This is a genomic window from Calderihabitans maritimus, from assembly GCF_002207765.1.
GTDB lineage: Bacteria > Bacillota > KKC1 > Calderihabitantales > Calderihabitantaceae > Calderihabitans > Calderihabitans maritimus.
The window spans coordinates 8,521-27,364 of sequence record NZ_BDGJ01000042.1 but is presented as its reverse complement, the minus strand read 5'-3'; the positions used below and the strand labels follow the sequence as shown (position 1 = coordinate 27,364).

The window sequence follows — 18,844 nt, the reverse complement described above, 5'->3', positions numbered from 1 at the left end:
TCACCTTCCTCAAATTATTTATCCCAAGTACATATCTTTTTCCGAACGGCACCAGAGGCAGCCGAAGTAGTTGAAACAGCATATAATTGCAGGAAGTTGCTTTCGCTGTGATTTCCCCCATTCAATTTGGTTTCTCTCCGTCGCTGTTCCAATTCTCTTTCTTCAACCAAAAGCTGGAGTCGTCGCTCGGGAATATTAATTTCGATCGTATCTCCGTCACGAACTAAAGCTATCGGGCCACCGGCTGCTGCTTCTGGAGAAATATACCCTACGGAAAGACCGGCACTAGCACCAGAAAACCTGCCATCGGTAATAACAGCAACATTGTCCGCGTTCTGAAGGATTTCGGTAATTCGGTGCATCTCCCGCATTCCCGGTCCCCCGCTAGGCCCTTCATACCGAATAACTACCACGGTTCCTGAATTAATCCGACCACTTCTGGACGCATTAAGGGCTTGCTCCTCTCTATCAAAAATAAGCGCCCGGCCTCTAAACACATACTGTTCTGGGGGTACGGCCGAAACCTTAACCAACGCCCCTTCAGGCGCCAGATTTCCCCGCAGTACCGCTATACCACCGGCGGGAGCAATCGGATTTCTCAGCGGGCGTATAACTTTATCGTTTAAAATCTCTGCCTGACTAACATTTTCTGCCACCGTCTTACCGGAGACAGTTATCACCTTTCCGTTGATCAAGGGCAATAACTCTTTTAATAGAGCAGGAACTCCTCCCGCATGATAAAAGTCGATCACCGTAAAGCTATTTCCATTAGGGGTAATACTGGTCAACAAGGGAACCCGACGGCTGACTTCATCAAAGACCTCAATATCCAGATTTACTCCTGCTTCAGCAGCAATACCTAAGAGGTGAAGAACTGAATTGAGACTACCTCCAATAGCCAGAACCACCGCGATAGCGTTCTCAAAAGCTTCACGCGTTAAAATCTTCCTCGGTGTCAATCCCTTTCGGACTAATTCCACTGCCTGACGACCTGCAATTTCTGCCGCCTGCCTACGGAGAGCGCTCATGGCAGGATGCAAACTGCTGCCCGGAAGGGACATTCCCAAGGCCTCGGCAACAATCGCCATTGTATTAGCCGTTCCCAAAAAGGGACAAACACCCGGCCCGGTATAATAGCGCATAGTTTTGTCCACTAAATCCTTTTCCTCCAGTCTTCCCTCCAAAAAACGCTTGCGATCCTGTTTATGTTCTGCCGCCAATATGTAATTTATCATGGGACCGCCTGTTAACAACAATGATGGTATGTTTAGCCGAGCCGCCGCCATGAGCAACCCGGGAATAATCTTGTCACAGGAACCTAACAATACCGCTCCGTCGAAAATACCGTGCCCCTGTATCATAGCTTCTACCGAGTCGCTGACAAGCTCACGGCTGGGCAATGAATATCTCATTCCTGCATGACCCTGGGCAATTCCATCACAGATGGCAATGGTGTTAAACTCTAGCGGTGTTCCCCCAGCAGCCTTAATCCCCGCCTTCACATAACCGGCAAGTTCTCGTAAAGGCACATGACCGGGACTTACTTCATTCCAGGTATTTACCACCGCAATTATCGGTTTATCTAAATCCTCGTAACTGAGACCGGTAGAACAAAGATGTGCCTTAATTATGGCCCTTTGATAGTCACTTATTTTGCTCAATCTATTAGCAACAGGCAAATTCTATCCTCCCCCGTTGTCTATGACATTTTTCTTCACAATTAGTAATGTAGGATTAAAATTTTTTTCATAAAAGTTTAAAAAATATTAATATCGTTTTAAAGCTATGGCCTTGCGCGTTTTTTCAATGCTTTCTAGAGCCTGTTCCTGTCTCCGCAGGGAAACGCCTACCAGTAAAGAATCCAAGATGGCAAGGGCAACCAGTCGGCTGGCTAAAGCTTCACTACGGAAACGGGTCTCCCGAGCAGTAGTAAACAAACAAATATCAGCAACTTTAGTTATAGGTGATTTCATAAAGCTTGTAATGCATATAATCGTCGCACCGGCTTCCTTTGCAATCCGTAGTGACTCCACTATATCCTTACTGCTTCCAGTATGGGAAATGCCTACGGCTACATCACGGTCGGTCAAGAGACTTGCAGACATTATCTGTAAATGAGAATCGGTAAGCGCTATACAAGAAATCCCGGTTCGCGAAAATTTGTGATAACAATCCATTGCCACCGCGCCCGAGCCAGCCGCTCCGTAGAATTCTACCCGTCGAGCATTGGCAATGGCTTCGGCGGCTTTTTCCAGAGAATCACGGTCCAGAAGTCTCATAGTATCTCTAAAGCTCTGAATAGTGGAATCAAAAACTTTAGAAGCTATGGTAAGCATGTCATCGCCATTTTCCACATCTTCATGAATGCTTTTTATAGGAGTAACTAAATCTGCCACCAGTGCAATTTTTAACGCTTGATATCCCCGATAACCTAAGCGTTTACATAGCCGAAAAATAGTAGCTTCGGCTACCCCAGCTCGTTCAGCCAGCTCGGTTATGGGCAATTGAATTATATCGTTAGAATTTTCCATGATGTACTCAGCCACACGGCGTTCGGCAGTAGATAAATATGGAAGTATTGCCCGCAACCTGGCAATACAACCCTTCAAGTCCTGGTTTTGTTCGTTCTCCATCAAACAAATCGCTCCACTCATTAAAAAATAAATACTTTTTTAATTTTACAATTTATTAATAATACTTCTACAAAAATTGTTTAATTCCTACCTAAAAGTTAAAATTTTTTTCAACATTCTATCTCCAATATGAAAAATTTTTCGTATCAGAACCTCAAATTGACTCCAGGGCACAGGTCGGTTATAATTAAGTAAACTAAAATAGCCATGAAGGCTATTGCACTTTTGTTTGATATCTAATTAAGAAGCGTATACCGTGTATAGTAAACCATGGAGGTTATCGGTCCACCAGGAATGTGGGCCCTACCAACCATGGTTTTTATTTTGGGTGTCAACATAACTACTTGGAGGGAAAGACTATGTCACCTATAACTCTAACCCTTTCATCTTTGATGCTTGGCTTTCTACATGGCTTTGATACAGATCATGTAATGGAAATGACCGACTTTGTAAGTCAGGATCCTAGACCGCGGCAGACCCTCTATTTTAGCCTAAAATTCGGTTTGGGTCACACAGCAACCGTGCTAGTGTTCGGGTTGCTAACCTTGGCTTTAAAATTAACCTTAGGTGATTCCTTGGCTGCCTTTTTTGAATTTTTCTCCGGCATTTTTTTAATTCTGCTGGGAGCCTGGTCCATCCACCGGCGGCTTTTGAGAAACAAGCAGTTACACCCACATAGTCATACCCAGTTAGATACTACAGTATTTAAATATGGACCTGTTGCTACCGGGATAGTAACCGGGATGGCCGGAACCGCATCAATATTAGTCTTTGGCCCGTTAGTGGCTGCACAATCGCTCTTGGGAGCAGCCGGCTACATTTTGCTCTACGGGCTGGGAATTATTTTGGCTATGAGTTTATACGGGCTGGCAGCGGCAGGATTTTTTAGTTTTACTATCGGTAAAAACAGATGGGGAAAAGTTGTAAGTGGAATAACAGGCGTGGCGAGTATTGCCCTAGGACTGGTTTGGATCTTTCGAGCTAGAGAAGGGCTAATGCTGGTATGGAATGCTTTAAAAATGTAACAAATTTGAAAGCTCAACCCTTTCGCAATTTTTCATTCTCAAAGGATAGTATTATTAGAATTCTTGGAAAAAACATAGTAAAGGATATATAAAAATTTTATGGAAAATTGCAAAGAAGTTCTTAATTCAGGAGTATAGATATCATGATGAACCAAAAGATTTTGGTAATTGAAGATGCGAAAAACCTCTGTGACCTCATAAAGCTTTATCTGAATAAAGAGGGATTTGAAGTCTTAATTTCACACAACGGTTTAGAAGGCTTAAAACTTTTCCAGCAAGAAGCCCCTAATCTGGTATTGCTTGACATTATGCTCCCCGGTCTTGACGGCTGGCAAGTTTGTCGGGAAATAAGGAAAATGAGCGATATTCCTATTATAATAATCACTGCTAAAGATGAAGAGTTCGACAAAGTTTTGGGATTAGAATTAGGCGCCGACGACTATATAGTCAAGCCCATAAAATTCAAAGAATTAGTAGCCCGTATCAGGGCAGTACTTAGGCGTTTTCACCCAACAGGTCTGGAGGTAAACAAGCTGGTCTTTCCCGGCATGGTAATCGACGCCGATACTTATACGGTGACGGTCAATAAACAGGAAATTACCCTTTCGCCGAAAGAACTGGAACTTTTATATTTTCTGGCCAGCCACCCGAACAAAGTATTCACCAGGCAGCAACTACTGGATCAAGTATGGGGTTATGATTTTGCCGGGACCACCCGGACTGTGGATGTCCATATCGAACGTTTGCGGAAAAAACTCAAACCCCATCGCCAGGCAAATCAGATAAAAACCGTCTGGGGGGTCGGCTACAAATTTGAGGTGCGACATGATGATTAGGGGAATTTTTGCCCGCCTGCTGCTTTCTTTTTGGGCCATTATTTTAGTAACCGTGATTATTTTGTTGCTACTTCTTTCTCGCGTTTACACCAGTTTTTACACTACAGAAAAAGAAAAAAAGCTGGTTAAGGCGGGAAAAGAAATTACCGTCATGGCCGAAAAGTACCTGGAAGGAAGTATTCCGGAAAGTCAATTGAGCAACAAAATTCAAGGCGCAGCACACAACTATAATTCTGAAATCAGTATTTTCCCTTCAAAAAAACAAAAAACAAGCCAGAGTCTCAAAACTTTTACTTCACACCTGACTGCCGATTATTTCACCAAAGAAGACATTCAGAAAGTACTTGAAGGCGAAATAGTAAGTAAGATTACCGTTGAGCGGGGAACAAGCTTAATGTCCGTTGCCGTCCCGCTAATAAAAGACGGTCAAGTAATCGGCGGCGTCTCTCTTCATTCACCTATGTACGACGTGACCGCAGCCTCCACCCAACTACGTCGTTTAAGTGCCGTTGTCATCCTCTTGGCGGCACTAATTGCCACCATACTGACTTATTTCCTTGCCAAATACGTTAGTAGTCCGCTTCAAAAGATGAGTCAAGCGGCCTTGATGATAGCCAAAGGAGATTTTTCGGTAAAAGTAGACGTGCGGGCAAAGGATGAGTTGGGTACCCTGGCTCGTAGTTTTAACTACATGGCCGAGCAGCTGGCACGGGTGGAAAAAATGCGCCGGGAATTTATCGCCAACATATCCCATGAACTCAGAACGCCCATCTCCTTTATCAGCGGCGTCCTGCAGGGAATTCATGATAAAACCATTCAATCCCGAGAGCAAGAAAAATATGTTTCCCTGGCCATTAAAGAAACCGACAGGGTTAGCAAACTTATCAACGACATGCTGGAACTGTCCCGCCTTGAACATGGAGATATAAAGTTGGAATTACAAAAAGTGGATTTACAGGAAGTGGTTTTAGAAACGCTAGCAGCCAAAGAGCCAGAGTTCTTGAAAAAGGACTTAAAACCGGAACTGAACTTTACAGCAAAACCGTACGTTTTGGCCGACCCGAATCGGGTCAAACAAATGATAATAAATTTGCTGGATAACGCTATTAGATTTAGTCCAACCGGTAAAACTATCGCCATCGGTATTGAAAAGACATACACGCAAGCAACGGTTTGGATCAGGGATTACGGGCCGGGAATTCCGGAAGAAGAGCAGGAGTTTATCTGGGACCGTTTTTATAAAGTAGATAAAACCAGAAAACAAGAAGAAGGAAGCTCCGGTTTGGGACTAGCCATCACCAAAATGCTGGCCGAAGTCCAGCGAGGTTCGGTAGGAGTAAAAAGTCAATTGGGTGAAGGGAGTACTTTTTATTTCAGCCTACCGCTCTGGGAAAACGAAAATTAAACGAGTAGGCGGGAATACTTACTACCCACGCCAGGTGTTCATTAAAAGACCCTGCAGCACCTAAACTGCAGGGTCTTTTTATAATCTACTCGAAGAGCTTTAAAGCCTTTTCCACACTTTCTCTCGTATGTTCGACTAGTTCGCTTATGTCCGTCATGTCAGGATTGGACTTTTCCAAAAGTTCCACCAGTTCATGGACATGTTCCTTCAAGTCCGCTGCCCTCTCCTGATCTTTGGCAGCTATCTCCGCATTTATGCCATCCAGTATTTCATCCAACTTAACGGTTTTCTCAGCTGCCGCGGGAATTTCTTCCTTGCCAACCGCATCTTCGATTTCACCTAACAGTGCCAGCGCTTGACGTAGCGATTTTAATTCCGGCACCTGGGTTTCCTCCACCGCTTCTCCTTCTTGGAATAATAGTTTTGCTTTTTCCACACTTTCCCTGGTATGCTCTATCAGATCGTTTACTTCCCCTGAATTAGGCTGTGGCCTTTCCAAAAGTTCCACCAGTTCATGGACGTGTTCCTTCAAGTCCGCTGCCCTCTCCTGATCTTTGGCAGCTATCTCCGCATTTATCCCATCCAGTATCTTGTCTAATTCAACCGCTTTTTCAGCCGCCAAGGGAAAATCGTCGGACGCTACAGCTGACTTAATTTCGTTCATCAGAGCCAGGGCATTATTCAGAACCTCAAGTTCAACTAATTTCACACTCTGTACCTCTTCATCATCCGCCGTTTCAGTATTATCAGCGGTGTGAGAATCGTTAATAGCTTCCGGCTGGCTTTCCGCTTCCACCTGTCCTTCCTCTTCAGCCATGCTCAAATGCTGTTCCGGCTGTGAGATATAGCCATTGAACGTTAACGCCACCGCAATAACAAAGATCAAAACCCCACTGACAACAATCGATTTTCGCTGCCCAATGTTGTTAGTAGCCGCGCGGTCTATGAAAGGAACTACTACGAGAGCTAAGCCCAGAAAAGCAGCAGTTATTAAAAGACCATATAAGCCAGTCCAATTTTCGATGGAAAAAATGCTCAGGAATAACCATGGAGGTTTAGTAGCTTCAATTCCTTCCACCGGTACAGGACCTATTGCCGGCGGCCTTAGAACCGCCAAAAGAATTAGAATTCCTGATAAAACAAGACCAAATCCGATTAATTTAACTAAATGCTGGGAAAACTTTTGTTTCTGTCCGGTATTGGCATGACCCCAAGGGAGCGGCGAAATTTTTAAACATTTCACCAGTAACAGATGAACCGCTAATAAACCTAAAACTAATATGGGCAGCATACTAACGTGAAGTGAATACATCCTAGTCAACAATGGTACTCCCTGGGCAAACTCGTCACTAAATAAAATGCCAAAAATACCCAAAAACTTAGCCGCCTCTTCGGCATGGGCTAAAGCTTCAAAAGCCTCTTGGTCCCACTTGAGAATAGTTCCTGTATAATACAATCCTGTCATAACAAAAAACAATACAACTCCCAGCAGCCAGTTGATTTCTCGAGGCCGTTTATACGAACCATAGATAAATACCCGCAACAGGTGCAGAATAACAGTAATCATTGCCGCCTGCGCAGCCCAGAAATGCAAACCTCTCACCAAAGAACCAACTTTTACTTCCGTCATCAACACCCTTATGCTCTGGTTAGCTGCATCAGGATGGGGCACGTAAAACTGAGCCAAAATAATTCCGGTAACGATTAGGATGATGAAGCTAACTAGTGTAAGTCCGCCTAGGGAAAACAAAAAGGTATTGGCATGAGCGGGCACCTCATAATCCAAAGATTTCAGCGAAAGCCGCTCTTTAATCCAAGCACTCATACCTCCATTAGACCTTTCCAGTTCGGCACCTTTAGCCATGAAAAGCCCCTCCTTTTTCGCCTACTGCTGGAGTTTTCCTGCTAATTATTACCCCGCCGGTCAAAATGAACAGACCAGCTAAAAACAACATCACATAATCAATAAGATTGCCGTTAAATTTCGCATGGAGGGATAGTACCTCGGCACCATCGGGTTCTTCCCCTAAAGCCTTAACCAGAAATAACTTTGCTTCTTCTAAATTTGAGTTATTCAGGGCCTCCTGAGCCTTTTTAAGCAGTTCCTTGTTAACTTCGTGACTTGGAAGCTCCAGAGCTGCCTCTATCCGTCCTTCCGCTGCTTCTATGTTTTCAGTCCCTTCTAAAAAAGCAATGGCCTGACGCACATAGGTCCGGGCATCAACTTTGCCTATTTCCCCGCCGTGGGCGAAGACGGCTGGAGCAATCCCGAAAAGAAGCGCCCCCAGAACCAATAAAATTAGAGCTTTTTTCATGTGCTGACCTCCCTGTTTATAATTTTCTAACACCAATATAGCGACTTAATATCACATATTTATCAACAAATTGTAAACAAATCCCCTAAAAATAAAAATCTCACCATACTACAAGAAATAGTCCCTTATAAAACCATAGGATCCGGCGATCGATAACCACCGGATCCTTTTTCCTGGCAACATACCACCTTTATCATCGTGCTTTGGACTAATGTTATGGCAACCCGATAGCAGCCCTTTTTTCCACAATGATGGATTCTAATTTCTCCGCTGCCGGGATTACTTCTCCTTCCACGATCACCTGGCCGCCGGTCAAATTCTTCATTTCTTCGGTAAGGATCTTAGTGACAAGCGGGCTGCCGGTAATAAAGGGTGGCATAGCAAGATGCAGGGGCAAGCCCAAAGCCAGACCAAAGGCACCGTCAGCCAGCGCCTGTTCCTCCAGCCACTGAGGAGCGGAAAGAACTAACGGCAACTGCGGCAGATCAACCCTCAGAGCCTGGGCAAGGTCGGCGGCAACCATCTCAAGGCGTCCGATGGATAAACAAGGACCGAAGTTCAGCACCGGAGGAATACCAAGCTTTCTACAGACAGCTTGCAACTTTTCTCCCGCCAGTTTCGCAGCAGCCGGAGACGCCAGACCGCAGTTTTCCAAACCTCCGCTGGTGCAGCCGGCAGAAAGGACCAGAATATCCCTCTTAATTAATTCCTTAGCAAGTTCAACAGTAAAAATATCATGCCCTTTCACGGTCAGATTCGAGCAGCCCACTACCGCGGCAACTCCCTTTATCTGACCCTCTGCAATCAGTTCAATCAGGGGTTGATAGGTACCACCCAAGAATTTCTTCAAGGACTTCTCGCTTAGTCCCGTAAGCACATCTTCATAACCGTGATCGGGTACTTCCACCTTTACCTGTCCCCGCCGAACTCGATAGCTTTCCAGGGCTGCCTCCGCAATCTTCCTGGCCAAATCTAAACCCCCGTCCAACCTGAAAGGAAGATATTGGGCGTTCTGCTTTTTGGCCACATCATCAAGGCAAATCTGAGGTATCTTCAATTGATCGCAAATAGGTTCAATCCCGGGAATGGTGCAGTTAAATTCAGAAACCACCAGGTCGATGGCTCCGGTAGCGAGTAGGGCTTCAATAGTGAAATTGTTACCCACATGACCCGCAAAAACTTCCTCGTTGTGTGCCGCTCTAAGCTGTAAGTCTTGACCAACACAGGTACAGCCCACAATTTTAAAGCCTTTGGCCCCAACCTCACGGGCGAGCTTGAAGGCTTCGTCGCTGACCAGGTACTCTTGTAAGAAGGAAAGTAGGGACTGCTGATGACCGGAAACCACAATGTTAATGTAATCCGGGTCCACCACCGAAAAACCTACTTTAGCCGGCCTTAGCTCAGGCTCACCGAGCATAATGTCATTAAGTAAATTGGTAAAAATTAAACCGTATATGCCGGTAACGATCCCCAGCCGTAAGGCATGTAACAACATATCAACGGGATCGCTGGACAGGTTAGTACTGGTCTTTACCAGAGCGTCAAAAACTTCAGCCTTGGCCCCGCCCGGAAGCAGGTTGAGTTCCTGCCAGCGTTCCCTTCTGGGCCGGTAAGCCACCGCCTCAACCAGACGCATCTTCTCTGCCCTGGGCCGGTAAAGGTCAGCCAGAATCATCTCAGCAACTTGAACAGCCTGGCGGCTGGAGTCTTCTTCGACGATTCCGAAAACTCTTGCCACCTCAGCGAGCCGTTCCTTACCTTTCAAGGGTAGAGTTGCCTTGCCGGAAGCAATGCCTTTTAAATTATTGGCTGCATTCTCTAGAATATGTAAATAACAAGCGGCACCGCCGGCGACTGACCGCAAGAAGTTTCTGGCCACAACGGTATCCGCTGTTGCCCCGCAGATTCCCTTAGGCGCTCGGTCACTTATCCGGCAGGGTCCTTGAGCACAGAGCCGACAGCATACTCCCTTCAGTCCAAAACCGCACTTGGACGCCTGACTCGCAAGACGGTCAAAAGACGTCTCCACCTCCTTTTTAGATTGCAGGAATTCGTTCAGCCCGCAGTCGGCTGATAAGCACTTGTTAACCATAAAATCCACCCTCCTGGCTTATTTATTAAAGTATACCGTTATGGTATACTTTTTCCTATAAAGAAACGGGTCTTGAACCAAACCCGGACTTAGGACTGTATCCAAGCTATTCTGGCCTGCCGCTGTTACCCGCTAAAGTATAAAAATCGTACCGGCTGAGTTCTTCGATCAAGATCTTCTGAATACTACTCAAGGCATGGTGAATAGAGCAGTAAGGCTGGCCACCCTTGTTACAACCTTCCGGTTCGATAAGGCAACGGTTCATCACTATACTACCTTCCACCGCTTCCACTACATCTCTCAAACTAATATCTTTCGGGTGTTTGGCCAAGGCATAGCCACCCTTCACTCCCCGATAAGAACGGACAAGGCCAGCAGCAACCAGTTGGCGAAAAATTTTTAAGAGAAAACGAAGAGGTATTTTCTCTTGCTCGGCAATTTCTTTGGCTTCCACTACTTCGCCCATCGGCAAGCGGGACATGTATAAGACTGCCCTGAAAGCGTAGTCAGTAGCTTGATTAAGCTTCATCTTACTTCCCCACGAACCAAAACTATACTTATTAAGTATAGTTTTATTGTAAATCATAAACTCAGAGGAGTCAACCCGAGCAACTCATTAACGGCCAACATTTTCCCATAAATATGGTCACTGTTTACTCACCGGAGACGCTTTATGCTTTCCTTCAGGAGTCAATGCATATTTCTGTATTTTACGGTAAATAGTAGCTCGACTGATACCCAACGCCTTGGCAGCTTTTTCCTTCCCGTCTTCAGACCAACCGAATTGTTGTAAAGCCCTTCTTATAGCCTCTTTTTCCAGTTCGGCTAACGAAGGAATACCTGATCCGCTTTCAGAGACGGTGTTAATTAAGTGTTCTTTAGTTAAGTGTTGCTTCATGCGAGGAGGTAAACTATCCACGGTGATGCGGTTGGTTTCCTCTAAGTTAATAGCGTATTCTACAACGTTGATGAGCTCCCGGACATTACCCGGCCAAGCATATTTAATGCAGAGCTCTAGCGCTTCCGGCGTAAAAGCTTCAACTTTTTTGGATAGCAGTTTGCTGTATCGCTCCCGATAGTAGTCCAGCAGCAGAGGAATGTCTTCCCGCCGCTCTCTCAGAGGTGGAATAATTAATGGAATAACACTCAAACGATAATATAAGTCCTCCCGAAATCTACCTTTTTGCACCAACTCTTGGAGGTCTTGATTGGTGGCGGCAACAATTCGGATATCCACCGGTATTACCTGCGTTCCCCCCACCCGCTCGATCTGTCTCTCCTGAAGTACCCGCAAAAGTTTGGCTTGAAGGTAAAGGGACATATTACTAATCTCATCAAGAAACAGGGTGCCACCATTAGCAAGCTCAATCTTCCCCGGTTTGCCTCCCCGCTTGGCACCCGTGAAGGCTCCTTCTTCGTAGCCAAAAAGTTCGCTTTCCAGCAATGTCTCGGGAATAGCACCACAGTTAATAGCAACAAAGGCTTTATGAGCTCGAGAGCTGGCCGCATGTATGGCCCGAGCAAATAACTCTTTACCTGTACCACTTTCTCCCAGGATCAGAACTGTAGAATTACTACCAGCAATTTTACGCGCCCTTTCTTTAACCCTTTGGATAGCAGGGCTGCGACCTATTATATTATCAAAGGTGAGAGTGTGTTGTTGTTTGCTTAAGATTTCGTAAGCAAACCTTTGGGTTTCACTGAAATCCCGGAAAGTAGCTACTACTCCCATTATTTTCCTTTCGCTGGATTTTATAGGTTTAGCAGTACAAACTAAATGAAGATTTTTTTGATTGAATTTAAAGTAAACTTCTCGGGAGGTAAACCCTTTACCATCGCGCAAAACTTCCAGTAATGGAACGGCCTCAAAATATTCCTGGAAGTCTTTTCCTAGCACATTCCGTCTCTTCGTCCCGAAAAGTTTTTCTGCCGATCGATTAAAATGAGTAATCCTCCCTTTCTGATCAATAGCTATAACTCCCTCATGGACCGAATTAATTAAAGCTTCCAGCTGGTTGGCCATTACTATTTTTTCTTCCAAAAGCTCAGTTTCAGCAACTTTGCTACTAATAAAATCTGCCATGCGACCTATAAACTCAATTAGAGAGTCGGCACGAGCTAACATGTTCTGGCGTTGTTGATCATCAAAAGCAATTAAGCTTATAGTGCCGATGACATCCTGCTCCAAGTATATGGGATACACAATAGATGCCTTATAAAAACATCTTCCTGCCAGAGGGCAGGAAAGACAGATTTCATGAAAGCCTGCTTCACTGATAAAAACATGTTTTCCAGTCTTCAGCACATGTTTATTAATAAAACCTCTCAATAGTTTGCTTCCAACGTCATTACGTACTTTTCCCGTACCAGCCACACGCACCAGGTTGGTATCGATAATCTCGACTTCTGTTTGTAGCACAGTCGCTATCGCTTCAGCTACCTTCTGCCCCTTTTCACGGACCTGCTGCAACCTGGACATGAAGAACCCCCTAACCTAATAGTGGCTATCTTTCTTTTAATCATCGTACGTCAAATTTAAAAATGCAAGTCCCATTAAGTTGGTAATTTAACCTAATTACTTATAGGCAAACTGGCGGCACTGCTCAGGACAATTGAACATCTGAATTAGTTGCCTGGAGAGTTCTTCCGAGGAATAAGTTTTGCGACATTTCTGGCAGACATACTGGTTAAACTGAGGTTTTATCATCTGTACCTCTTTACGGCAGTTAGGACAAATTAGGGTTACAGAAGTCACTTAAATCACCTCCGTGCCACAAACCTTGGGCAATGCTTTGGCTAGCAGTTCCTAATTCCCAACCCAAGCTGATTGCCTCCTGATTAACTTCCTTCCAACTCGAAGGAACACGGGCTTCCACAGCTTGCTCTAAGGCTTCTCGGGATACTACACCGGTAATTGAAACCAACACTCCCAAGGCTACCATGTTCGCCGTTTGTTCTTTGCCTACTTTCTCTTTGGCTAAACGCACTATAGGAAATTGATAAACTTGGGCAGCAGTAGATGGTAAGTTAGAGACCTTATCTTCGTCCACAATCAATATTCCGTTCCTTTTTATTAGTCCCGCGTACTGGTCACAGGCTTCCTGGGTTAAAGCCAACTGTATGTCGGCTAAAAAGACTTTGGGATAGTCGATAAAGTCATCGGCAATGATGATTTCTGCTTTACTGGCTCCCCCTCTTGCCTCCGGCCCGTACGACTGGGTCTGGACCACGTTTTTTCCGTCCAGCATCGCTGCTTCGGCTAAAATAATGCCTGCCAGGATTATACCCTGTCCCCCCGATCCACTTATCCTGATTTCCTTCAAATAACTCATGACCCCATTCCTCCTCCTAAGTTTTGTGCTCGAGCGACTAGCTGGGAATACTGCTCAGTATATTCCGGTTCCGGGTTGGAATACAGTTCACCAATGATTACTTTATCGGCCAACTCCTCTTGTGTCATCTGAGCTGCTGCCTGGACGGTTACTGCATGATCCCGCTGCCACTTAAGCATATCTGCCGGAACGGCTATGCCATTGCGTTTACCGAAACCTACAGGACAATGAGTGATAGCTTCTACCAAACTAAAGCCCTTGTTAATTATTGCATTTACCAGCAATCTCGTAAGTAGTTTATTATGGTAAGCAGTAGCTCTCCCGAGGTAGGTGGCTCCCGCCGCTTTCGCTAGCTCAATTAGATCGAAAGGCCGTTCAATGTTTCCGTACGGAGCGGTGGTTGCTCGACCCTCTGTAGGCGTAGTAGGTGAATACTGCCCGCCGGTCATTCCGTATATGTTGTTATTAAAGACCAACACCGTTAAATCAAGATTGCGCCGGGCAGCATGAATCAAATGGTTACCGCCTATGGCTGTACAATCTCCATCACCGGTAATAACAATTACGGTTAAGTTTGGATTAGCCAGTTTAATACCGGTGGCAAACGCAATGGCTCGCCCATGGGTAGTATGCAATGTGTCAAAATTAAGGTAAGCGGTTGCCCGGGAAGAGCAGCCGATTCCTGAAACTATGACTATCTGATTCGGATCACGCTCGACTCGATTGATTGCTCGCAGCAATGATCCTAATACTATTCCGTTGCCGCAACCAGGGCACCAAAGATGAGGCAGTTTGCTGCTCCTGAGGAACGGTTCGAGTTCTGCCAGCATTAAATAACCTCCTTTAGGCATTTCAATATCTCTAGTGGCGTTATCAACTCACCATCGACTCGAGAAAGTCCAACTACTTTAGCGCTATTTTTAACCACTCGTTCAACTTCCAATTTAATTTGGCCCATGTTTAGTTCGGGAACCAGAATAGTTTTGGCCCGAGAAGCCACTTCCCGAACTTTCTGTTCGGGGAAAGGCCATAGGGTGGCTAACCTCAGTATACCTGCCGCCAGCCCTGCTTCCCTAGCTTCCTTTATTGATCGTTTGGCAGAACGTGCTACACTACCATAAGCAACGATCACAACTTCTGCATCTTCCAGGCAATATTCTTCCACCATACATATCTCATCTGTATGATTGTAGATCTTTTCATGAAGGCGGTTTAAAACTTTTTCGGCCACTTGAGAATTGGTAGTAGGGAAACCGTCCTCCCCATGTAATAGCCCGGTTACGTGATACCGGTAGCCAGTTCCAAAATCCGCCATCGCTGGTACTCCATCGCTGTCGGGCTGGTAGGGAAGGTAACGCTCCGGCGGTACCGCTGGTCTCTTTCTCTCTACTATAGAGATCTCTTCCGGCGAAGGAAGAACTACTCTTTCCCGCATATGACCTACCACTTCATCCATTAATACAATCACCGGCACACGGTATTTCTCACTCATATTTACCGCTGTAACAGTCAGGTCAAAGGCCTCTGACACCGACGCCGGAGCCAGTACAATCACCGGATGGTCTCCATGGGTACCCCAACGAGACTGCATGACGTCACCTTGAGACGGGGCTGTAGGAATCCCTGTACTGGGACCGCTCCGTTGAACGTTAATAATTACACACGGCACCTCAGCCATAGCTGCATATCCGATATTTTCTTGTTTTAAAGAAAAACCCGGACCACTGGTAGCAGTCATAGCTTTTAATCCGGTCAGAGAAGCGCCAATCACCGCTGCCATGCTGGCAATCTCATCTTCCATTTGGATGAACTTGCCACCCAGAGGAGGAAGCTTTCTAGCCATGATTTCTGCAATCTCCGTGGAAGGAGTAATGGGATAGCCGGCAAAAAACCGCACTCCCGCAGCTAGAGCTCCTTCGGCACAGGCTTCATTTCCCTGCATCAAGCGAGCTAGCCTCACCAGATTAGGCACTATTTTTCACCTCAAGGCTGATAGCGAAGTCGGGACACAAATTTTCACAGATGCCGCAACCAATACATAACTCGGGCCTGGCTATCAATGCCCTTCCCTGACGGTCAGCAGCCAGTACTCCTTTGGGGCAAAAGGCTATGCAAATTCCGCAACCCTTACACCAACTTGAGCGGACATCCATATATAGAGATTTGGAATGAGCCCTAACGGCCATGGGTAACCCTCCTTAGTTCTTTCTTACAGAATGATACTTTATCGGTCTGTACAAGCAAGACTCGTGCCAGAATTTCGGGCAGATGTAAAAAAAAATAGATTTAACGGTATATTTTTTAAAATTTAAGTGGTGCTTGAAATAATTAATAACTCGTTTTATGGCAATGTCGTACGTCTCAAAATGATGCTTAAGTAATATTTTCTTTAATTTAGCTTGTTTTCTCATTTTGAAACCAATCTCAAATCGAGAATAACGTCCTAATTTGTCTTGAGGTAAAAAAAAAGCGTCTATGTCGAAACGGGAATATCTTTTTTGGTATTTTGACCATAAATCTCCTGCACATCAACTAAAAATTCCTCACCAGAAACCTTTATTTTATATCGCTTTAATGGTCCCATTCTTTCTTCCAATTCTTCTATTTTTGTGATAATTATGGGACCTTTTAATCTATAACCCATCCTGTCTGATTGGAGGGTAACTTCATAGACAGAAGATAAGAAAACATCTATGCTTTCTTCTTTAAACAATTCTTCCTGAGGTCCCATCACCACTCGAATTTCTTCTTCCCCTTTGAATTTGGGAATTAAGTTTTCAGGTAACCTACGTTCCTTAACGCCGCTTGGGGTTGTCGTCCCATATACTTTAATAACATCACCGGCAGTAAGCATCCGGCCATCTATCCCCCCAATTTTTGCCTCCAGGTAAGTGGATCTACTTATAGTGACCTCATGAAGGGGTTGGCACTTACCTAACGGAGGAAAGACGTCCGCTCATCCCGAAATGTTAAGTCAGAAGGTATGAAGGATGAGCGACATCAAAACACCCAACAAGCGTAAACGTTGGACCGCCCAGGCCAAAATGGAAATTGTCTTGAAAGGCCTGAGGGGTCAGGAAACCATAGCCGTCTCTTTTTTCTGAAAATCAGACTTGACAAGGCCACCCAATAGTACTTAACCTACGTAATAAAGCTGAACGGATTAATACGATAATATTTCAAAAACAAAAAAAGACTGGTAATTAGAGTCTTACCAGCCTGCGATGGGAACTAAATGTGAACCATTTCCTATTTCTACCTGATTCATATAGGTCTCATCGCGAAAACCTTTATTTACTACCATCATAGCCTAATAAACTTCTTGTTTCCAGTCAGTTCCAGCTGCTGGTTTGGTCTTTTATTGCCTCGAGTTATTTATTCCCATTTCTTGGCCCTTGATTTTTTACTGTGAGTCTTTCTTCTCTCTAGTGGATAGACAGTACGCCAAAATTCACTTGAGGATGAAACGCCCCGAAGGGTCTATCGTATGGCGGTTTGCGCGTCAAATTTCCTCTACCATTACATCAAAGACCTGGTCCATAACACGAAGACGAAGGACCCTCATACTCTTACCCGTTAACCAATTTCGCAGCATACTAAGCCGTCCTTCGTATCCCTTCAGGATTTCGTGGGCTTTCTCTACTGAAACCTGCCGAAAACGTATTCGATCACCTGGTTGGGCCTGAGCCAATTTGTCAAGGTCTGGTGTAATAACCGTAGCTATCTTCGGATACCCCCCGGTGGTTTGCCGGTCCGCCATCATTACAATAGGAAGTCCGTTCGCCGGCACCTGAATAGATCCAGGCGCCACCCCATCGGAAATGATATCAGTCGGTCCCTTGTGAGCAATGGGCGGGCCTGTCAACCGATATCCCATCCGGTCAGAGCTGTTGCTCACTGTATACTCTGCTGTCAATAGGGTATTTATCCCCTCAGCAGAAAAGTAATCGTCCTGAGGGCCTAGGATTACTCGCACTTCTATAGTGTCTCCCGCCAGTGGTGGTATCAGAGCTGAAGGGACAAACCGCCGGGCCAAATCAAGGGATGTTTTCCCCGCGGGCCCCCGGCAGAGAATGTCTCCAACCCGAAGGGCCCTCCCTTGGTATCCCCCAAGCCTGCCGCGTAGGTACGTGGACCTGCTACCCATTACTAGTGGAACATCTATGCCGCCAGCTATTGCTAGGTACGAACGACTCCCCCTCCGTGGGCCAGAAAAAGCCAAGATGCTTCCGGCCCGGGCGGCTACCGCCTGCCACAACGGGATGGGGTGCCCGTCCAAAGTAGGTCCCAGGTCAGCCCCAGTGACAGCCAAGACGGTGTCGTTCAGTACCCTCAGGGTCGGGCCCATTAGGGTAATCTCTAAGCAAGCATCTTCTTCCCTGTTACCTACCAAGAGGTTAGCTGCCCGAAGAGCAAATTGGTCCATAGCACCGGCAACTGGAACGCCAAATTCCTGATAGCCGTACCTACCCAGGTCCTGAACGGTAGTTAGCATCCCTGGTTTTAGTACTTCAAACACCGGAACGTTCCCCGGCGAAGGGGTATAAGCCTGGTAATTATCTTCCAGGTTCTGATACTCCTCCTCCAGTCTATGGTACACTTCCTCCGTGATAGGTACGAATCTGATGCGGTCACCCGCTCGTATAAATACAGGGGGCTGACGAAAGGGATCAAATAATTTAACGGGTGTTCTACCAATCAATCTCCACCCGCCGGGGCTCTCTATGGGGTACACACCAGTCTGTCTGCCGGCTATACCGACTGAACCCGCAGGAATGGCTGTCCTGGGGGTGTGCAGACGCGGTGTTGCAATTCGCTCATCCATTCCACCCAGATAGAGGAACCCCGGTGTAAAACCCAACATGTATACTATATATTCCGGCCGGCTGTGAAGGGATACCACCTCCGTAGGAGTAATCCCGTGGTATGCGGCCACCTCCTCCAAGTCGGGCCCATACATACCCCCGTATATGGTGGGTATTTCCCATGTGGTGGACGGCGGAGGCTTTGCCGTTTCCGGAGCCTCCGCCGCTTCTTTCAGCCGACATAGGAGATCATGGTAAGAAATTTCCTCTGGCCGGTAATAGACCAACAGAGACCGATAAGTGGGCACAATTTCGCTAATGCCTGGCAGTTTCCTGTGGTTCAAAGTCAAAGCCATCCCACGCACCTTATTGTTGATGGCCTCACTAATGCTATTGCCGAA

The 18,844-nt window shown here is 45.9% G+C and carries 17 protein-coding genes; 3 read left to right on the top strand and 14 right to left on the bottom strand.

Translation table 11 applies throughout. The features are described 5' to 3' along the window. Positions 1-14: 14 nt before the first annotated feature. Both ilvD and KKC1_RS04955 read right to left on the bottom strand, forming a co-directional pair. Positions 15-1,679, bottom strand: a complete 1,665-nt coding sequence (gene ilvD, locus KKC1_RS04960) for a dihydroxy-acid dehydratase (protein ID WP_088553389.1) — start codon at positions 1,677-1,679, stop codon at positions 15-17. A gap of 87 nt (positions 1,680-1,766) precedes the next feature. Further along, positions 1,767-2,633 carry a MurR/RpiR family transcriptional regulator gene (locus tag KKC1_RS04955; RefSeq protein WP_088553474.1) on the bottom strand — a complete coding sequence of 289 codons (867 nt, stop codon included), beginning with the start codon at positions 2,631-2,633 and terminating at the stop codon, positions 1,767-1,769. A gap of 359 nt (positions 2,634-2,992) precedes the next feature. Here KKC1_RS04955 and KKC1_RS04950 point away from each other — a divergent pair, with 359 nt between their 5' ends. The 3 genes from KKC1_RS04950 to KKC1_RS04940 all read left to right on the top strand — a co-directional run bounded on the left by KKC1_RS04950 (position 2,993) and on the right by KKC1_RS04940 (position 5,899). Then, on the top strand, positions 2,993-3,658 hold the full coding sequence (locus tag KKC1_RS04950; protein WP_088553388.1) for a hypothetical protein: 666 nt from the start codon (positions 2,993-2,995) through the stop codon (positions 3,656-3,658). Between the two features lie 146 nt (positions 3,659-3,804). Then, positions 3,805-4,494: a response regulator transcription factor gene (locus tag KKC1_RS04945; protein ID WP_428844926.1), complete on the top strand. Its 690-nt coding sequence runs from the start codon at positions 3,805-3,807 to the stop codon at positions 4,492-4,494. Beyond that, a complete protein-coding gene (locus tag KKC1_RS04940; protein ID WP_088553386.1) occupies positions 4,484-5,899 on the top strand; it encodes a HAMP domain-containing sensor histidine kinase in 1,416 nt (471 codons plus the stop codon). Before KKC1_RS04945 ends, KKC1_RS04940 begins: the two co-directional genes overlap by 11 nt. Positions 5,900-5,984: 85 nt before the next feature. Here the strand turns inward: KKC1_RS04940 and KKC1_RS04935 are convergent, their stop codons facing one another. From KKC1_RS04935 to pxpB, 12 genes are all read right to left on the bottom strand, one after another. Then, the gene (locus tag KKC1_RS04935) at positions 5,985-7,763 is read right to left on the bottom strand and encodes a cytochrome b N-terminal domain-containing protein (RefSeq protein WP_088553385.1); all 1,779 of its coding nucleotides are present in this window, start codon (positions 7,761-7,763) and stop codon (positions 5,985-5,987) included. Then, positions 7,756-8,214 carry a hypothetical protein gene (locus KKC1_RS04930; RefSeq protein WP_088553384.1) on the bottom strand — a complete coding sequence of 153 codons (459 nt, stop codon included), beginning with the start codon at positions 8,212-8,214 and terminating at the stop codon, positions 7,756-7,758. The genes KKC1_RS04935 and KKC1_RS04930 overlap by 8 nt, the downstream gene beginning before the upstream one ends. Positions 8,215-8,428: 214 nt before the next feature. Beyond that, complete coding sequence (gene cooS / locus KKC1_RS04925) at positions 8,429-10,306, bottom strand: anaerobic carbon-monoxide dehydrogenase catalytic subunit (RefSeq protein WP_088553383.1); 1,878 nt, start codon at positions 10,304-10,306, stop codon at positions 8,429-8,431. 106 nt (positions 10,307-10,412) lie between these two features. Next, positions 10,413-10,835 carry an RrF2 family transcriptional regulator gene (locus tag KKC1_RS04920; protein ID WP_088553382.1) on the bottom strand — a complete coding sequence of 141 codons (423 nt, stop codon included), beginning with the start codon at positions 10,833-10,835 and terminating at the stop codon, positions 10,413-10,415. Between the two features lie 117 nt (positions 10,836-10,952). After that, complete coding sequence (locus tag KKC1_RS04915; protein WP_088553381.1) at positions 10,953-12,785, bottom strand: sigma-54 interaction domain-containing protein; 1,833 nt, start codon at positions 12,783-12,785, stop codon at positions 10,953-10,955. A gap of 96 nt (positions 12,786-12,881) precedes the next feature. Beyond that, the gene (locus KKC1_RS15675) at positions 12,882-13,061 is read right to left on the bottom strand and encodes a hypothetical protein (protein WP_143288678.1); all 180 of its coding nucleotides are present in this window, start codon (positions 13,059-13,061) and stop codon (positions 12,882-12,884) included. Continuing rightward, complete coding sequence (locus tag KKC1_RS04910) at positions 13,033-13,638, bottom strand: 2-oxoacid:acceptor oxidoreductase family protein (protein WP_088553380.1); 606 nt, start codon at positions 13,636-13,638, stop codon at positions 13,033-13,035. Before KKC1_RS04910 ends, KKC1_RS15675 begins: the two co-directional genes overlap by 29 nt. Further along, positions 13,635-14,468 carry a 2-oxoacid:ferredoxin oxidoreductase subunit beta gene (locus KKC1_RS04905; RefSeq protein WP_088553379.1) on the bottom strand — a complete coding sequence of 278 codons (834 nt, stop codon included), beginning with the start codon at positions 14,466-14,468 and terminating at the stop codon, positions 13,635-13,637. Before KKC1_RS04905 ends, KKC1_RS04910 begins: the two co-directional genes overlap by 4 nt. Beyond that, positions 14,468-15,610 (bottom strand): 2-oxoacid:acceptor oxidoreductase subunit alpha, encoded by a 1,143-nt coding sequence (locus KKC1_RS04900; RefSeq protein ID WP_088553378.1) that lies wholly within the window; start codon positions 15,608-15,610, stop codon positions 14,468-14,470. The genes KKC1_RS04905 and KKC1_RS04900 overlap by 1 nt, the downstream gene beginning before the upstream one ends. Beyond that, on the bottom strand, positions 15,603-15,824 hold the full coding sequence (locus tag KKC1_RS04895; RefSeq protein ID WP_088553377.1) for a 4Fe-4S dicluster domain-containing protein: 222 nt from the start codon (positions 15,822-15,824) through the stop codon (positions 15,603-15,605). Before KKC1_RS04895 ends, KKC1_RS04900 begins: the two co-directional genes overlap by 8 nt. 287 nt (positions 15,825-16,111) lie before the next feature. After that, on the bottom strand, positions 16,112-16,543 hold the full coding sequence (locus KKC1_RS04890; protein ID WP_088553376.1) for a 5-oxoprolinase subunit C family protein: 432 nt from the start codon (positions 16,541-16,543) through the stop codon (positions 16,112-16,114). A 597-nt stretch (positions 16,544-17,140) separates the two neighbouring features. Beyond that, positions 17,141-18,844 (bottom strand): 5-oxoprolinase subunit PxpB (gene pxpB / locus KKC1_RS16715; RefSeq protein WP_088553375.1); only part of this gene is annotated, 1,704 nt, incomplete at its 5' end.

Excerpts from the sequence above, each read along its gene's own strand:
- KKC1_RS04955 (WP_088553474.1), bottom strand. The coding sequence starts at position 2,633 with ATGGAGAACGAACAAAACCAGGACTTGAAGGGTTGTATTGCCAGGTTG.
- KKC1_RS04950 (WP_088553388.1), top strand. The coding sequence starts at position 2,993 with ATGTCACCTATAACTCTAACCCTTTCATCTTTGATGCTTGGCTTTCTA.
- KKC1_RS04945 (WP_428844926.1), top strand. The coding sequence starts at position 3,805 with ATGAACCAAAAGATTTTGGTAATTGAAGATGCGAAAAACCTCTGTGAC.
- KKC1_RS04940 (WP_088553386.1), top strand. The coding sequence starts at position 4,484 with ATGATGATTAGGGGAATTTTTGCCCGCCTGCTGCTTTCTTTTTGGGCC.
- KKC1_RS04935 (WP_088553385.1), bottom strand. The coding sequence starts at position 7,763 with ATGGCTAAAGGTGCCGAACTGGAAAGGTCTAATGGAGGTATGAGTGCT.
- KKC1_RS04930 (WP_088553384.1), bottom strand. The coding sequence starts at position 8,214 with ATGAAAAAAGCTCTAATTTTATTGGTTCTGGGGGCGCTTCTTTTCGGG.
- cooS (WP_088553383.1), bottom strand. The coding sequence starts at position 10,306 with ATGGTTAACAAGTGCTTATCAGCCGACTGCGGGCTGAACGAATTCCTG.
- KKC1_RS04920 (WP_088553382.1), bottom strand. The coding sequence starts at position 10,835 with ATGAAGCTTAATCAAGCTACTGACTACGCTTTCAGGGCAGTCTTATAC.
- KKC1_RS04915 (WP_088553381.1), bottom strand. The coding sequence starts at position 12,785 with ATGTCCAGGTTGCAGCAGGTCCGTGAAAAGGGGCAGAAGGTAGCTGAA.
- KKC1_RS04910 (WP_088553380.1), bottom strand. The coding sequence starts at position 13,638 with ATGAGTTATTTGAAGGAAATCAGGATAAGTGGATCGGGGGGACAGGGT.
- KKC1_RS04905 (WP_088553379.1), bottom strand. The coding sequence starts at position 14,468 with ATGCTGGCAGAACTCGAACCGTTCCTCAGGAGCAGCAAACTGCCTCAT.
- KKC1_RS04895 (WP_088553377.1), bottom strand. The coding sequence starts at position 15,824 with ATGGCCGTTAGGGCTCATTCCAAATCTCTATATATGGATGTCCGCTCA.